The 15056-nt window shown below is 41.1% G+C and carries 15 protein-coding genes and 1 pseudogene; 12 read left to right on the forward strand and 4 right to left on the reverse strand.

Translation table 11 applies throughout. The features are described 5' to 3' along the window. Positions 1-137: 137 nt before the first annotated feature. The 5 genes and pseudogenes from H6F92_RS18635 to H6F92_RS18655 all read left to right on the forward strand — a co-directional run. A pseudogene (locus tag H6F92_RS18635) lies at positions 138-986 on the forward strand (IS630 family transposase); the annotation flags it as partial. Between the two features lie 597 nt (positions 987-1583). After that, positions 1584-1781 carry a hypothetical protein gene (locus H6F92_RS18640; protein ID WP_190359039.1) on the forward strand — a complete coding sequence of 66 codons (198 nt, stop codon included), beginning with the start codon at positions 1584-1586 and terminating at the stop codon, positions 1779-1781. A gap of 62 nt (positions 1782-1843) precedes the next feature. Continuing rightward, positions 1844-3565: a methionine biosynthesis protein MetW gene (locus H6F92_RS18645; protein ID WP_190359040.1), complete on the forward strand. Its 1722-nt coding sequence runs from the start codon at positions 1844-1846 to the stop codon at positions 3563-3565. A gap of 27 nt (positions 3566-3592) precedes the next feature. Then, a complete protein-coding gene (locus H6F92_RS18650) occupies positions 3593-4636 on the forward strand; it encodes a glycosyltransferase family 4 protein (protein WP_190359041.1) in 1044 nt (347 codons plus the stop codon). Further along, entirely contained in the window at positions 4633-5928 is a 1296-nt protein-coding gene (locus tag H6F92_RS18655) for a glycosyltransferase (RefSeq protein WP_190359042.1), read from the forward strand. Before H6F92_RS18650 ends, H6F92_RS18655 begins: the two co-directional genes overlap by 4 nt. Here H6F92_RS18655 and H6F92_RS18660 read toward each other — a convergent pair. Next, complete coding sequence (locus H6F92_RS18660; protein WP_190359078.1) at positions 5925-6848, reverse strand: PhzF family phenazine biosynthesis protein; 924 nt, start codon at positions 6846-6848, stop codon at positions 5925-5927. The two genes, H6F92_RS18655 and H6F92_RS18660, sit on opposite strands and share 4 nt — an antisense overlap. A gap of 282 nt (positions 6849-7130) precedes the next feature. Here H6F92_RS18660 and H6F92_RS26210 point away from each other — a divergent pair, with 282 nt between their 5' ends. Continuing rightward, on the forward strand, positions 7131-7370 hold the full coding sequence (locus tag H6F92_RS26210) for a hypothetical protein (protein WP_265795857.1): 240 nt from the start codon (positions 7131-7133) through the stop codon (positions 7368-7370). Here H6F92_RS26210 and H6F92_RS18665 read toward each other — a convergent pair. Continuing rightward, a complete protein-coding gene (locus H6F92_RS18665) occupies positions 7310-7783 on the reverse strand; it encodes a hypothetical protein (protein ID WP_079209492.1) in 474 nt (157 codons plus the stop codon). The two genes, H6F92_RS26210 and H6F92_RS18665, sit on opposite strands and share 61 nt — an antisense overlap. A gap of 61 nt (positions 7784-7844) precedes the next feature. On the opposite strand from H6F92_RS18665, the gene H6F92_RS18670 reads away from it, so the two are divergent. The 4 genes from H6F92_RS18670 (at position 7845) to ligA (ending at position 12470) form a co-directional block, all read left to right on the forward strand. Then, positions 7845-9164, forward strand: coding sequence for an aminopeptidase P N-terminal domain-containing protein (locus H6F92_RS18670; protein WP_190359043.1), 1320 nt, complete (start codon positions 7845-7847; stop codon positions 9162-9164). A 128-nt stretch (positions 9165-9292) separates the two neighbouring features. Continuing rightward, positions 9293-9856, forward strand: coding sequence for a Uma2 family endonuclease (locus H6F92_RS18675; protein ID WP_190359044.1), 564 nt, complete (start codon positions 9293-9295; stop codon positions 9854-9856). 23 nt (positions 9857-9879) lie between these two features. Continuing rightward, entirely contained in the window at positions 9880-10446 is a 567-nt protein-coding gene (locus tag H6F92_RS18680; RefSeq protein WP_190359045.1) for a Uma2 family endonuclease, read from the forward strand. A gap of 14 nt (positions 10447-10460) precedes the next feature. Beyond that, complete coding sequence (gene ligA / locus H6F92_RS18685; RefSeq protein ID WP_190359046.1) at positions 10461-12470, forward strand: NAD-dependent DNA ligase LigA; 2010 nt, start codon at positions 10461-10463, stop codon at positions 12468-12470. 4 nt (positions 12471-12474) lie between these two features. Here the strand turns inward: ligA and H6F92_RS18690 are convergent, their stop codons facing one another. Then, positions 12475-13320: a hypothetical protein gene (locus H6F92_RS18690; protein ID WP_190359047.1), complete on the reverse strand. Its 846-nt coding sequence runs from the start codon at positions 13318-13320 to the stop codon at positions 12475-12477. A gap of 2 nt (positions 13321-13322) precedes the next feature. Further along, positions 13323-13595 (reverse strand): DUF4160 domain-containing protein, encoded by a 273-nt coding sequence (locus H6F92_RS18695; RefSeq protein ID WP_265795363.1) that lies wholly within the window; start codon positions 13593-13595, stop codon positions 13323-13325. Positions 13596-13761: 166 nt separating this feature from the next. Here H6F92_RS18695 and sppA point away from each other — a divergent pair, with 166 nt between their 5' ends. Further along, a complete protein-coding gene (gene sppA / locus H6F92_RS18700) occupies positions 13762-14583 on the forward strand; it encodes a signal peptide peptidase SppA (RefSeq protein ID WP_002739893.1) in 822 nt (273 codons plus the stop codon). A 68-nt stretch (positions 14584-14651) separates the two neighbouring features. Beyond that, entirely contained in the window at positions 14652-15053 is a 402-nt protein-coding gene (gene aroH, locus H6F92_RS18705) for a chorismate mutase (RefSeq protein WP_190359049.1), read from the forward strand. Positions 15054-15056: the final 3 nt, after the last annotated feature.

A 15056-nucleotide genomic window follows, 5' to 3' on the forward strand; every position in this document is an offset into this window, starting at 1 on the left:
CCTCGAATGGAAATTTTTTCTTTCTTCCAGACATCGATAATTTTTTGGCGAAAATCTACGGAATAGGGTCTCATAGGAAGCTGGTAAGTTCTATTATTTGTCTATTTGCTTTCTATTGTACCTCATAGCTCCAAGAATTGCTATATCTTCGAGATTATCAAGAAGGCGGAATAGAAAAATTAAAAGAAATCAACTTCTATCGCCCTAAAAGTGAATTAGAGTCTCAAAGAGAAACGCTCAAAAAATATTTCGAGAAAAATCCACCAGCCACAATAAATGAAGCTGTATATAGGAGAGAAGAATTGACGGGAATAAAACGAAGTCCTACCCAAGTGAGAAAATTTTTAAAATCAATGGGAATGAAATGTTTAAAAGTAGGTTCTCTTCCTTCTAAAGCTGACCCAGATGAACAAGAGGACTACAAAGAAAAAAAGCTAGAACCCAGACTAAATGAGGCTAAAGAAGGAAAAAGGGCTGTTTTTTTTGTTGATGCCGCTCACTTTGTTATGGGAGCTTTTCTCGGTTTTGTTTGGTGTTTTGAGAGACTTTTTGTTAAGTCACCGAGCGGGCGTAAACGCTTCAATGTTTTAGGAGCATTGAACGCAATAACTCATGAAGTTATTCTGGTTACTAATGACACTTATATTACAGCAACTCAAGTCTGTGAACTTATTGAAAAAATAGCTGCTTTAGGACTAATGATTCCCATCACTCTAGTCTTAGATAATGCCCGCTATCAGAAATGTAAAATTGTTGAAGAATTGGCTCTTTCTTTGTCAATAGAGCTACTCTATCTGCCGTCTTATTCGCCTAATCTAAATTTAATTGAAAGGTTGTGGAAATTTGTCAAAAAGAAATGTTTATATGGTAAATATTATGAAAACTTTTCTGACTTTTCTTCAGCTATTTATGAATGTCTGAATGATGCCCATCTGAAACATAAAAAAGAACTGGATTCGGGAGCATCTCACCTTTGTAACCCCTAAATCAGGTTTTTATGTCAAGCTATTTTGAAAGCCTTGCTAGAAACCAGCTTTAAGGATAAGTATAATTACTCACTTGCATAAATGAGATGCTCCCCTAGATTCCTTGCTGACTCTACGATTTCAGAAGTTTAATAAATCTCAGATTACGAACCCCTAAAGTATAGCATAGATGACCTCAATTATCAAGCTATGGCAAAATTTTTTTTTGTGGGAGTAGTTTCGCTCAAGGTCTTCTACCGTCGGTAATGATCGCTGAAGACTGAACCCCGACCAGACTGAGTAGATTCTTTAAGACCTAACTTTATATCCCCACCCCTCAGAATACACCCTGATTCACCTTGATTTGGCAATTCGGTTACAATATTTAAACTGTCTTAGTTTATCGAGATGTACCCATAGGTTAGTCCGACTTCCTCGGTCAATTTTGCTGGGGCAATTTGTCCAACCCTAGCCATCTGATCCTCACTGCTGGTGCTGGAATTTGGCGGGAATTTTTTCTGGCTGCTAATCTGTGTGTGTTAGAGGGAGCGGAAACAAATCTAAAAATGTCTAGTCTGGTATCTATCGAACTCTTTTCTGATTCTGAGGTTTAATTTTTTGGTTCTAAAACCTGATGGGCTATTGTCGAGAGAGCCAGAAACTTGCCGCTCCGTCACCACAGGGCAGCAAATGTCTTGTTCGGGGAAACTTTATCAGAAAAAAACTGTCTTAACAGCGATGCCCTCCCAGCCTGATGGTACAGGAACCTGTAAGATGGGATTGGTAGTCACTATCGAGAATCTAGATTCTCGATAGTGGCAGTTTCGTCTCTGTCGGTTCCGGAATAAACGAGAATATTAAACTTAATTTTTTCTTCTATGACTATCGAAACTTACTATCCCCATCTAAATGTCAAGCATTTGCTTGATAAAATTCGCCGAGAAGCCCTGCGTCAAAATCTGCACCTTGGGGTTCCCTCAGCACCATTACCACCACCACCGGCAGCGACAAGGGAATTAGTCCTGAAGGGGGATTTTGATCGGGAAGCAATTAATAATCAAATCGATTATATAGAGGGATTTATCAAAACAGCCGAGTCAAGAGCGGCAGTGCGTAACCAACTGCCAGAGAAATTTGGACGTTTCCCCTGGTTATTATTTAAACCCTTGCAAGCTCTGGCTTTAAAGATTCTCAATACCATATTTCGCGATCAAAGGGAAGTGAACTTCAATCTGGCCAGTGCCTTGCGAGAATGCCTACAATTAAATCGACAGTTATTATCAGAGGTGGAAAGTTTGCGATCGCAATCCCAGCGAGATTTAGAGAATTTAATGGCGGTTAGTCAGAGTTTATCTGGTTACAGCCAAGCGGTGGAGAAAAATCTGGTCAATAATACCCAAAATCTACAGGAAAAACTGCATAATCTTGACCAAAAATGGCAGGAGCGGCAGCAGCAAAATCAAGATGAACTCCAAGGAGAAATCCAGGAACTTGAGCGAGAGATGCAAAGCCAAATCGAGCAACTGGCTCAAAAGGGGGATAGGATCGCTAATCAAATTCAAGAGGGGCTGCAAAGCCAAATCGAGCAACTAGATCAAAAGCGCGATCGGATCGCCAATCAAATTCAAGAGGGGCTGCAAAGCCAAATCGAGCAACTAGATCAAAAGCGCGATCGGATCGCTAATCAAATTCAAGAGGGACTGCAAACCCAAATCCAACACCTCGATCGAGAATTGTATCAGAAGACCGAGCAATTGCAGGAGTATCTAGAAACCCAAATTAAAGATAGTAATGAGAAGAATTTTCAAAATAGCCATTATTTGAAGATAGATTTACTGCAACAAAAGCGCTTAATTAATAAGTTTTTAGAAGTGACAGCAGGATCGGAAGAGGGATTTTCGAGGGAACCAGCGCAAATTTTTGCGGGAGAGTTAGATCATTCTCTAGATGCTTTTTACTTCGCTTTTGAGGAGCATTTTCGCGGCAGTCGCGAGGAAATTAATAGGAGATTAGAAGTATATCTTCCTCGACTCAGAGAAGCACAAATTGCTCCGGGAGACTCGCTGATTTTAGATTTAGGTTGTGGTCGGGGAGAGTGGTTAGAGCTTTTGCGAGATAATGGTTACAGAGCCAGAGGTATCGATCTAAACCGAGTCGTCATTGAACAGTGTCAAAGTCGAGGATTAGACGTTTTAGAAGGGGATGTTATCGCTTATTTGCAATCAATGCCAGACGAAAGCGTGGCGGTAATCACGGGATTCCATATTATTGAACATCTACCCTTTGAAATATTAGTCAAGCTATTAAATGAAGCATTTCGAGTGCTGCGTCATCGAGGTTTGGTTATCTTTGAGACTCCCAATCCTGCTAATGTTTTAGTGGGCAGTTGTAATTTTTACTTCGATCCAACCCACCGCAATCCTCTACCCAGTTTAATGACTCAATTCCTAGGGCAATACTGCGGTTTTGCCGAGGTAGAAATTCTTAATTTAAACCCTTCAACGGAAACTGCTATCTGCGAAGACTCGGAAATCGCCAAGCGATTTAATGAATGTTTTTATGGTCCGATGGATTATGCGATAATCGGCTATAAACTGTAAAAATTAGATTATTTTGAGTGCTTATCTATGCGAATTATTATTGCCACAAGTCAAGCCCCCTTTATTTATGGTGGTGCGGAAATTTTAGCCACACAATTATGTCAATCACTACAAGAAGCAGGTCACGAAGCTGAAATAGTAGCAATACCTTTTCGGTCTGATCCCTTAGAGAGAATATTAGACACAATGTTAAGCTGTCGCTTGCTAGATTTATCAAGTTTTTACGGACAGAAAATTGATCGATTAATCGGCCTAAAATTTCCCGCCTATTTAATTCAGCATCCCAATAAAGTTCTATGGTTATTGCATCAACATCGGCAGGCCTACGATCTCTGGGGTGGTGAATATGATGGTTTAGATATCAGTGCCAACGGGTTAGCGATTCGAGAAAGCATTATCAGAGCGGATAATAAAGTTTGTGCCGAATGTCAAGGAATTTATACAATTTCTCAAAAGGTTGTCCGCCGTCTGAAAACCTATAATAATGTTGATTCTATGGCTGTCTATCATCCCCCTCAAGATGCAGATTCCTTTTATTTTCAGGAAGAGGAGGGTTATTTCTTTTTTCCCAGCCGCATTAATCGGATTAAACGACAGGAATTGGTGCTGGAAGCCTTAGCAAAAACAACTCACCCCGTGCCAGTTATTTTTGCTGGTAAAGCCGAGGGTAATTTTGACATTTATTTGCAGGAAAAAATTGCCAAGCTGGGACTAACAGAAAGAGCCAGGTTTATCGGCAGAATAACTAATGAACAAAAAATTGCCTATTCTGCTAAATCCCTAGGAGTTATCTATCCACCTTTTGACGAAGATTACGGATATGTCACCCTGGAAGGAATGTTAGCTTCTAAACCGGTGATTACCTGCCAAGATTCGGGAGGACCCCTGGAATTTATTCGTGATCGAGAAACCGGTTTAATTGTGGAACCGACGGCTAATGCTCTAGCAGCAGCGATGGACGAACTTTGGGAAAATCGGTCTTGGGCAGCAAACTTAGGTAAATCTGCTGGTGAATACTACAAAAGTCTCGATATTAATTGGTCAAACGTTATCAAAAAACTACTCGCATGAAAATTAATTGGTTTTCCCCTTTACCTCCCGCTAAAACTGGTATCGCTGATTACATGACTTGTATCTTGCCAGCTTTGATTAAAAATTGTCAGTTAGAACTATGGACTAATCAAAAAATTTACGATCGAGAACTAAACAACTATGTTAAAGTTAACTCCTACCATAGAGGTAACATAATGTGGTCAAAAATTAACCAAGCAGACATAAATATTTATCATATTGGTAATAACCCAGATTTTCATGAGGATATCTGGCGGATTAGTTGTCAATGCCCCGGTATAGTTGTCCTTCATGATTTAAAGCTGCAGGATTTTTTTAGTGAAATTGCTAGAATCAATAATGACCTAGATGGCTATCTTAATCAAATGTTCTATTACTATGGAAAGGAAGGAAAAATAGCCACAGAAATGTGGTGGGATCAGAAAATTACTATGCAATTTATGGCTGATAATTATCCCCTGACTCCTTTAGCGTTAAAAAATGCTATTGGGGTGATTACTCACAGTCAGGAAGGTTATCGTAAGTTTCGGCAAGAAAATGCGCTTCTTACTGCTTATTTTCCCCTACCCTATTCTAGATGCGATTTGTCATCAAATTACGAATTGCAGAAAAACCGGGATTTTTATCAACTAATTGTTTTTGGTCATATTGGAAAAAATAGATGTGTTGATATGATTCTGGATGCTTTAGCTAGTTTTTCCCAAAAACAAGCTTTTCGCTTAGACATTTATGGAGAATTATGGGATAGTAATTATCTCGTTCAAAAAATTAATAGCTTAAATTTAAATAATTTAGTAACCTTGCATGGTTTTGTTACGGAAACCAAATTAGAAACCGCCTTAGCTGACGCAGATTTAGCAATCAATTTACGTTATCCTACTATGGGAGAAGCATCCGTCAGTCAGCTGCAGATTTGGAGCCATGGTTTGCCAAGTTTAGTGACTAAAATAGGCTGGTATAGTGAGTTGCCAGAAAATACCGTAGGTTATGTGACTGTTGGCAACGAAATCGCCGATTTACATCAACATTTCTATCAATTTCTTCACGATCCGCAATTCTATCAGACTATCGGTAAAAATGGTCAAATTTGGCTAGAAAATAATCATTCCCCCGAATCATACGCCAAAGCTCTGGTGGATTTCGCTCGGGAAGCCTGTCAACAAAGATATCGTTATGCAGCCAATTATTTTATCGAAAAAGTAGGCAAAGAAATTAGTTATTGGAATGATGACAAAATCTCGGATTTAGAGCTAAAGTCCCTAGCGGAAACCATTCATTTTCTAACCAGCTAAAGTGCTTCCCCATCGGGAATTATCATCTTGCCTTGGCAGACTAGAACTGATGCACCACCCACAGAAACTTCCGTAATTGACCGGTTATTTTTCTGAAACTTTAATTGTATGTTGCTTGGTCTGCCCATTTCCACTCCCTGGATTATCGTCCATTGATTCATCCCTTCCCTAGAAGATTCTAACCCCCCTAGATAGCCCGCTAAAGCGGCCACAGCCGAACCGGTGGCGGGATCTTCCATAACTCCTAAACCGGGGGCAAACATTCGGCCATAGAGACGAGATTGGGGTGATTCTGGTTCAAAACAGCAGACAAAAAGGGAATTAGCGGGGGATTGTCCCAATAATGATGACCAGAGACTTAGATTTAGTTTTATTTTCCCTAAAATATCGCGGTTTCTAACGGGGATGAATAAAAAAGGAAGGCCACAGGAAAAGGCGCGAGGGGGATAACCGGGTAAGAAATCGGCAACGCTTAGGGAAAGAATCGCCGCTAAATCATCGAGAGCATAATTATCCGCCACTAATTCTGGCAATTGTGCCACTTTTAACTCACTATAGACCGGTTTTTCCCCGTCCATGAGAATTTTTACCGGTACTAAACCGACTCCTTCCTCCAGATAAATCGTGGTTTCTTGGTGGGGGGGAATAGCACCGATTAGGGCTAAAATATAGGCTGTGCCGACGGTAGGATGCCCTGCAAAGGGTAATTCGGTACTGGGGGTGAAAATCAGGACTTTTTTGCTGCCTTGGGTCGTTTCTGGCGGAAAAACGAAGACTGTCTCTGAGAAGTTAAATTCGGCGGCGATTTTTTGCATCTGGGTGTGGGTTAATCCAGACGCTTCCGGAAAAACCGCCAGGGGATTACCGCCAAAAATGCGATCGCTAAAAACATCGGCGGTATAGTAGGAATAGATAGGCACGCGGGGATAGGGCAACAGTTATCGGAGAATTTTTTCATCTTACACCTATTTTCACCCCTGACCGTCCCCGGTTGTCTGTCTAGGGATAGATACTCCTTGTCAGTCCTGTTAGTCTCTGTTTATTAAGAAATAATTAAAATACAGAGTTTTTCCTAAAGATAAGGTATGTCTTGATAGGGCATCGTCTCGGAGTCTCCTCATAACTGCTATAGGCTCTACTACTTAGGGTTTGCTGAAAAAGCTTTTCCTGGGGGCAGGGTGTGGCCCCCCAATCCCCCCGACATCGGGGGGATTGGGTGTGGGGTGTGGGGTTTTATCGATTTTCAGGTGGTCAACTACCTAATTTTCAGGGAAAAAGTCCTGGAATTTTCCCCCCGATCCCCGCAATGGCTGGCACTTTTTGAGGGGAAAAAAGTCCAAAAGTCTTATCCAACAAGGTTTTTAGATTTATTCAGCAGACCCTACTTATTCGGTTCTAATCTGGCTAATAAACTGACTAACTTATCTCTGACGGAATTGTGAGTGTATTCGTCTTCAGGGTGAGGTTTTTGATTGGGTTGTTGAAAATAGGGACGTTCTCCGTATAATTGTCCCCATTTCACATCGACTCGGTGTACTAATTCATAGAGTAATTCTTGATTGTCTAAAATTTCTTCTAGGATTAACTGTAAAGCTTGAACGGGATTATCTAAATTTTGACTGACTTTTGTTAATTCTTCATCGACGATAAGCTGTAAAATTATCTGCAAAGCTCCCGAAGAATCCCCTAAATTAGCGGCAATAAACTGTTTAATTTCAGTCCTTACCTGCACTAATTTGGGGACAGGAGATTCCCCTTTGAGGAAATCCGCCCCCTCTTGAGCGATAAAATCTGCTAGGGTAAACTCGCGCCTTTCGATGATATCTTGGGAAAAATCCGGTTCTTCAGGGGTCATAAATTAAAAATATTAGCGATAATAGACTCTAGGACTTATTGTGACATTTTTAGGAATATCTATGGGCATCGATCGCAGAGAGTTTCAACACCGTCGTCAGCAGGTAATGGAAAAAATCGGCAATGGAACCGCAATTTTTCGCAGTGCGCCCATGGTGGTCATGCACAATGACGTAGAATACACCTATCGTCAGGATAGTGACTTTTTTTACCTGACAGGATTTAATGAACCAGAGGCGGTGGCGGTTTTAGCACCCCATCACCCCGAACATCAGTTTATCCTGTTCGTACAGCCAAAGGACCCGGAAAAAGAAACCTGGACAGGCTATCTCCACGGTGTGGAAGGAGCAAAGGAGATTTTTGCTGCTGATGAGGCCTATTCTATCGAAGAATTGGACGAAAAATTACCTCAATATCTCGAAAAAGCCGACCGAATTTATTATCATCTCGGACGGGACAAAACTTTTAATACAAATGTTCTAAAGCACTGGCAAAAATTAATCGCCACTTTTCCCCGTCGCGGCACTGGACCGACTGCTTTAGAGGATACTAATTTTATTCTCCATCCTTTGCGCTTACTGAAAACCGAGGCCGAATTGGACAATATTCGCCAAGCAACTGCTATTTCAGCACAGGCACATAATCGGGCCAGAGAATTTACCAAAGTTGGTCACTACGAGTATCAAATTCAAGCGGAAATCGAGCATACTTTTCGCCTAGAAGGGGGTATGGGTCCTGCTTATCCTTCTATTGTTGCTAGTGGTGCTAATGCCTGTATTCTGCACTATATCAACAATAATCGCCAAGTACAAGAAAATGAGCTTTTGTTAATTGATGCCGGTTGTGCCTACAATTACTATAACGGTGATATTACCCGCACTTTTCCCGTTAATGGTAAATTTACCCCCGAACAAAAAATTATCTATGAAATTGTTCTGGAAGCTCAATTAAAGGCGATTGAAGTGGTAAAAACCGGTAATCCTTATAATCTTTTTCATGACACAGCCGTGAGGACAATTGTCGAGGGATTAGTGGATTTAGGGCTATTGGTCGGCGATATTGATGAGATAATTAAAGAGGAAAAATATAAGCCTTTTTATATGCACAGAACTGGTCATTGGTTAGGATTAGATGTCCATGATGCAGGAGGTTATAAAGTTAACGAAGAAACTTGGCAAACTTTGCAACCCGGTCATGTTTTAACCGTGGAACCGGGGATTTATATCTCCCCCGATATTAAACCTGCTGAAGGACAGCCGGAAGTGCCAGAAAAATGGCGAGGTATCGGTATCCGTATCGAAGATGATGTGTTAGTTACTGCCACAGGAAATGAGGTTTTAACTGCAACAGTTCCCAAAAAAGTTGAGGATATCGAATCTTAAGTAAAAAGCTAGGTGTTAAAAATTGTCAGTTCCCCCCTAACCCTAGGGTTGATTCATAGTAGGGTTGATTCATGAATCAACCCTACCCCCCTTAAGGAGATTCAATTAAGTTTTTTCTAGAGATTATTATGGTTGCTACCCAACAAAAAATATATACCTTTACAGAATATTTAAATTATCAGGACTCCACAGATAATAAATACGAATTATTTAACGGAGAATTAATTCCCATGCCTCCCGCTAGTGGCTTTCATGCTTTGATACTTAGATATATATTTAAGGTGTTAGAAAGGGAAATAGAGAGGCTACAATTAGACTGGCAAGTTATGCCCGCCACCGTAGGAATTCGCACCGATAAAGCTAAATCGAGAATTCCAGACTTAATGATTTTAACTGCCGAACAATGTCAAGAGATTAGAAATATGACCACAGCAGTGATTGAATTTCCTCCCCTCTTAGTTGTAGAAATTGTTAGCCCGGGTAATGCCGATGATGACTACCGTTATAAACGTTCAGAATACGCAGTGAGAGGCATTCCTGAATACTGGATTATCGATTCTATTGCCCTAAAAATATCGGTTTTAACCCTGATTTCAGGATTTTATGAACTGGCAGAATTTAACAAAGAAGATAGAATAATATCGGTGACATTTCCCGATTTACAATTAACTCCTCAAATGGTTTTTGAATAGTAAAATCTCGGCTGGAGGTTATCATGATTGCTACCCGACAAAAAATATATAGCTTTGCAGAATATTTAAATTATCAGGACTCCACAGATAATAAGTACGAATTATTTAACGGAGAATTAATTTCCATGCCTCCCGCTAGTGGCTTTCATGCTTTAATTCTTGCCTTTATTTATGATTATTTAATGGCAGAAATTAAAAGATTAAATCTAACTTGGAAAGTTATGCCCGCCACGGTGGGAATTCGCACCGATAAAGCTAAATCGAGAATTCCAGACTTAATGATTTTAACTGCCGAACAATGTCAAGAGATTAGAAATATGACCACAGCAGTGATTGAATTTCCCCCCCTCTTAGTTGTAGAAATCGTTAGCCCTGGTAATGCCGATGATGACTACCGTTATAAGCGTTCAGAATATGCGGTAAGAGGCATTACTGAATACTGGATTATCGATCCTATTGCCCTAAAAATATCGGTTTTAACCCTGATTTCGGGATTTTATGAACTGGCAGAATTTAATAACGAAGATAGGATAAAATCGGTAACATTCCCCGATTTACAATTAACTCCTCAAATGGTCTTTGCCCAGTAGCATTATTAACGATTATGACTATCCCCTTAGAAATCCAACAACGTTGCCAACAACTAAAAACAGAACTACAAAGAGCCAGTTATGCTTATTATGTTCTTGATGATCCTTTTATACCCGATAGCGTTTATGATCAACTTTATCGGGAATTAGAAGACCTAGAAAAGCGTTATCCCCAATTAATCACCTCCGATAGTCCCACCCAAAGAGTCGGGGATAAAATCTCTAGTCAATTCGTTTCTGTTCGTCATAATATTCCCCTGTATAGTCTCGAAAATGCCTTTAACCTAGAAGAATTAAATAAATGGGGCAGCCGTTGGCAGAGATATATAAATGAAACCCAAGACACGGAATATGTGTGTGAATTAAAAATCGATGGTTCCGCGTTAGCTTTAACCTACGAAAACGGCTTTTTAGTCAGAGGTGTTACTAGAGGGGATGGAGTCACTGGCGAAGATATTACCCCCAATGTGCGGACAATTCGCTCTATTCCTTTACGCTTAAATATAGATAATCCCCCGGCAATTGTGGAAGTGCGCGGCGAAGCCTTTTTACCCCTCGATACCTTCGATAAAATCAATCAAGAAAGAGAAGAAAAAGGGGAATCTCTCTTTGCTAATCCCCGCAATGCAGCAGCAGGAACCCTACGACAATTAGATCCGAAAATAGTTGATAAAAGACGCTTACAATTTTTTGCCTATACCCTACATTTAGACGATAACCATATCACTACTCAATGGCAATCCTTAGATAGATTAGAAACCATGGGATTTCTGGTTAATCCCCACCGTCAACTCTGTCCATCCCTGCAAGAAGTGGCGCAATACTATCAAGATTGGCAAGAAAAACGTCATCAATTAGCCTACATGACCGATGGTGTCGTAGTCAAAATCAACGATTTACAGCGACAAAATCGGTTAGGATTCACCCAAAAATTCCCCCGGTGGGCCATCGCTTTAAAATATCCTGCCGAAGAAGTCCCCACAGTAGTTAAAGATATTATCGTCAATGTGGGACGCACCGGCGCAGTCACACCCATGGCGGTGATGGAACCAGTACAGGTAGCAGGGACCACCGTACAAAGGGCTACTTTACATAATAGAGATCGAGTGGCCGAATTAGATATCCGAGTCGGTGACACGGTAATTATCCGCAAAGCGGGGGAAATTATCCCGGAAGTGGTGAGAATCCTGCCAGAATTGCGTCCTAACCAGACTTTACCCTTCCAGATGCCCACTAATTGCCCTGAATGTCAATCTCCCCTAGTCCGTCCGGTGGGGGAAGCGGTGACGCGCTGTGTTAATAGTTCCTGTCCGGCGATTTTGCGGGGAAGTGTAGTACATTGGGCCAGTCGCGACGCTCTCGATATCCGGGGATTAGGGGAAAAAGTGGTGATTTTGCTGATTGAACAGGGATTAGTTACCGCCATTTCTGACCTCTACAGCCTCGAAAAAACAGAAATTGCCAAATTAGACAGAATGGGCAAGAAATCCGCCTTAAATTTGATTACAGCTATCACTCAGAGCAAAAATCAAAGCTGGTCGAGGGTACTTTATGGGCTAGGAATTCGCTATGTGGGCAGCGTTAACGCCAAAATTCTCGCCGAAAGTTTTCGGACTGTGGAGGAGTTAGCTAACGCCAGCGTGACTGATTTAGCTTCTGTCTATGGTATCGGTGAAGAAATCGCTCAATCGGTCTATGATTGGTTTAGAATCGAGGCTAATCGGGATTTAGTCGCTAAATTACAGGCGGCCGGTTTACAATTTGCCGCAGCAGCAAAAACCACCACCACTAAAGCCACCTTAGCAGGGAAAACCTTTGTTATTACTGGCACTTTACCAACTCTCAAACGGGAGGAAGCGAAAGAATTAATCGAAAAAGCCGGGGGGAAAGTGACGGGTTCTGTGAGCAAAAAAACCGATTATTTACTGCTAGGAGAAGCGGCGGGTTCTAAACTAGAAAAAGCCCTAGAATTGGGCATTACTCAGCTAACCGAAGCACAATTACTCGAATTAATCAAGGTTTAAAAGCTTAAGATTGGAGCAAATCTACTGAAGTATTATCGATTAACCCAGCAACAGCATCAAGATAATCATTAAGTTCCATGTTGTGAGCTTGAGCAAATAAATTAAGGGTTTCTACCTTTGTTCCTTCTCCCTGTTCAATGCGTCTCACTTGACGCTCGGATACTCCTATAATATCTGATTGTCGCAGTTGATGCTGTTTGCGTAAAGAGGCAATCGCTTGACCGAAAATCTGATCATGTTTTAATTTAATCGCTGTAAACTTTTGTTTTGCTGCCGGTTCAATCACACTCAAAAAAGCCGCTATATCAAGATGAATGTCCACCACTGGCCAATGAATATAACTACCATCTTCTGCTATAATAAACTTCTCTCTTTCTTCTAGAGGAATACGCTGTAAAGCTGGCATAGATGCAAAGGGAATTTCTAGATCATCGAAATCACAGCGACTGATTAATAAACTTTCCCCAATAACTAAAGCTGTGGCGATTAAATGTTCTTGCGCTCCCCATATCCAAGCATTAATTACCCTTGTCGGTAAAGTAAAATCTCGATAAACGAGGGTATTTCGCAGGGTGCGTAAATTGGCCCGTTTAAATAGTTGCGGCAAGTAGATAGAATCAATGTCTGCTCGGATAAAAAGACCTCGCAGATGATGTTTATCACTAGCGGTTCTGACAATATCTGACACTGCTTTTAAACCAGTCAAAGAAGTACAAATAAAGATTTTTTTTAAAGAATCAATATTCTTTAAATCTGGTAAGGAAAGAATCTGCACAGATTGAGACTCTGGCAAGAAATTATAACTTTCTTTATCCTCAATTATAACAGTAATTTCTGGCTTGTTTAACATGATTAATTCCCCTGAATACAGACTTTTGCCTCCCATTCGCTCAGGAGTTTAGAACGATTGGCTAAAACGTGGTCGAGTATTTGCTTTTTTTCCTTACTAGATATTTTGGCATTGGCGGGCCATTTTACCTCAAACTTTAGACCATTTTCTTGATTACAAAGCAAGAAAAAAACTCTAATTTCCCATTGCCCCGGTTTACGAACATGAAAATGAGGTGGCAAATGATCATGAGAATTGAAAAACAGATCTAAGCCATCTAAATTAAAGGATTCCACCTTACCCAAATGTTCACCTCGCCTACCTCAACTCTGATCACTTAATGCTATTATACACTTAACCAGACATTTTGTTCTTAAATTCTGAAATATAATGTCTGCTTAACCTAGAACGATCAAAGCGTTAGATTAGAAAGAGTCCTTTTTTGAGAGATACTTAAACCTGATGGTCTGGCCTTTTAAACCGAAAACCCGCAAACAAATCGCTCGAATAGAAATTACAGGTGCAATTGCCTCCGATACCCGCAAAAGAGTCTTAAAAGCCCTAGAAATCGTCAAAGAAAGGCAATATCCCGCCCTACTTCTCCGCATTGACTCCCCTGGGGGAACCGTGGGGGATTCCCAAGAAATTTATGAAGCATTGAAGCGGTTACAAAAAACCACCAAAATAATCGCTAGTTTTGGCAATATTTCCGCCTCTGGCGGCGTTTATATCGGTATGGGGGCTAATTATATTATGGCTAACCCCGGCACGATTACCGGCTCGATTGGTGTTATCCTGAGGGGGAACAATCTAGAAAGATTGTTGGATAAGGTGGGAGTTTCGTTTAAAGTGATTAAATCGGGCCCTTATAAAGATATTCTCTCCTTCGATCGAGAATTAACTGATGAAGAAGAAAGAATTCTCCAGGATATGATCGATACCAGTTATCAGCAATTTCTGCAAACCGTCGCCGGAGCGAGAAATTTAGATGTCAATCAGGTGAAAAGTTTTGCTGATGGGCGCATTTTTACCGGTCAACAGGCGTTAGAATTAGGAGTGGTTGATCGCTTAGGAACCGAGGAAGATGCCCGACTTTGGGCGCTAGAATTGGCAGGATTACCCCCAGATAAAACTAAATGTCAGACTATCGAAGAACCGAAACCCCTCCTCAGTCGTCTGACGGGTAATCGTTCCCAAATACCCCTAGGATTACAAAAAACCCTACAGCGTCTAGAATTTGAATTGGAAGTGAACGGACAACTATTGTGGTTATACCGACCCTGATGACCAGATTAAAGTCGAGAAAAAGGGCGCGTTAACCCCTAAAATTGACTCATCAGGATTAGCGGAGGATGACAATCGTGCAGTGGAAGGTTCGAGCCATTCGGGGAGCAACGACGGTAACGGTTAATACTATTGAAGCTATACGAGAAGCAGTAACAGAACTCCTCGAAGCGATCGAAATTCACAATAGTCTCGATCCCGATGATATTGTTAGTATTATCTTTACGGCAACTCAGGATTTAGACGCGATTTTCCCCGCTGCTATCGCTCGCGAACGTCCCGACTGGCAAAATGTCCCCCTCCTCGATGTGCAACAGATGCACGTCGCTGGTAGTCTAGAAAAGTGTATTCGCGTAATTCTCCACGTTAATACTCCCAAACTACAAGGGGAAATGCAGCACGTCTATCTCCGGGGGGCGAAAAATCTTCGCCCCGATTGGCAGATTTCTCCAGTAACTATTAATCGCTAAAAT

This window comes from Microcystis wesenbergii FACHB-1317 (genome assembly GCF_014696875.1).
GTDB lineage: Bacteria > Cyanobacteriota > Cyanobacteriia > Cyanobacteriales > Microcystaceae > Microcystis > Microcystis wesenbergii_A.

Coding starts and splice junctions, on each gene's coding strand:
- H6F92_RS18655 (WP_190359042.1), top strand. CDS start 4,633: ATGAAAATTAATTGGTTTTCCCCTTTACCTCCCGCTAAAACTGGTATC.
- H6F92_RS18675 (WP_190359044.1), top strand. CDS start 9,293: ATGGTTGCTACCCAACAAAAAATATATACCTTTACAGAATATTTAAAT.
- ligA (WP_190359046.1), top strand. CDS start 10,461: ATGACTATCCCCTTAGAAATCCAACAACGTTGCCAACAACTAAAAACA.
- H6F92_RS18670 (WP_190359043.1), top strand. CDS start 7,845: ATGGGCATCGATCGCAGAGAGTTTCAACACCGTCGTCAGCAGGTAATG.
- H6F92_RS18690 (WP_190359047.1), bottom strand. CDS start 13,320: ATGTTAAACAAGCCAGAAATTACTGTTATAATTGAGGATAAAGAAAGT.
- H6F92_RS18650 (WP_190359041.1), top strand. CDS start 3,593: ATGCGAATTATTATTGCCACAAGTCAAGCCCCCTTTATTTATGGTGGT.
- aroH (WP_190359049.1), top strand. CDS start 14,652: ATGACAATCGTGCAGTGGAAGGTTCGAGCCATTCGGGGAGCAACGACG.
- H6F92_RS18665 (WP_079209492.1), bottom strand. CDS start 7,783: ATGACCCCTGAAGAACCGGATTTTTCCCAAGATATCATCGAAAGGCGC.
- H6F92_RS18645 (WP_190359040.1), top strand. CDS start 1,844: ATGACTATCGAAACTTACTATCCCCATCTAAATGTCAAGCATTTGCTT.
- H6F92_RS18680 (WP_190359045.1), top strand. CDS start 9,880: ATGATTGCTACCCGACAAAAAATATATAGCTTTGCAGAATATTTAAAT.
- sppA (WP_002739893.1), top strand. CDS start 13,762: ATGGTCTGGCCTTTTAAACCGAAAACCCGCAAACAAATCGCTCGAATA.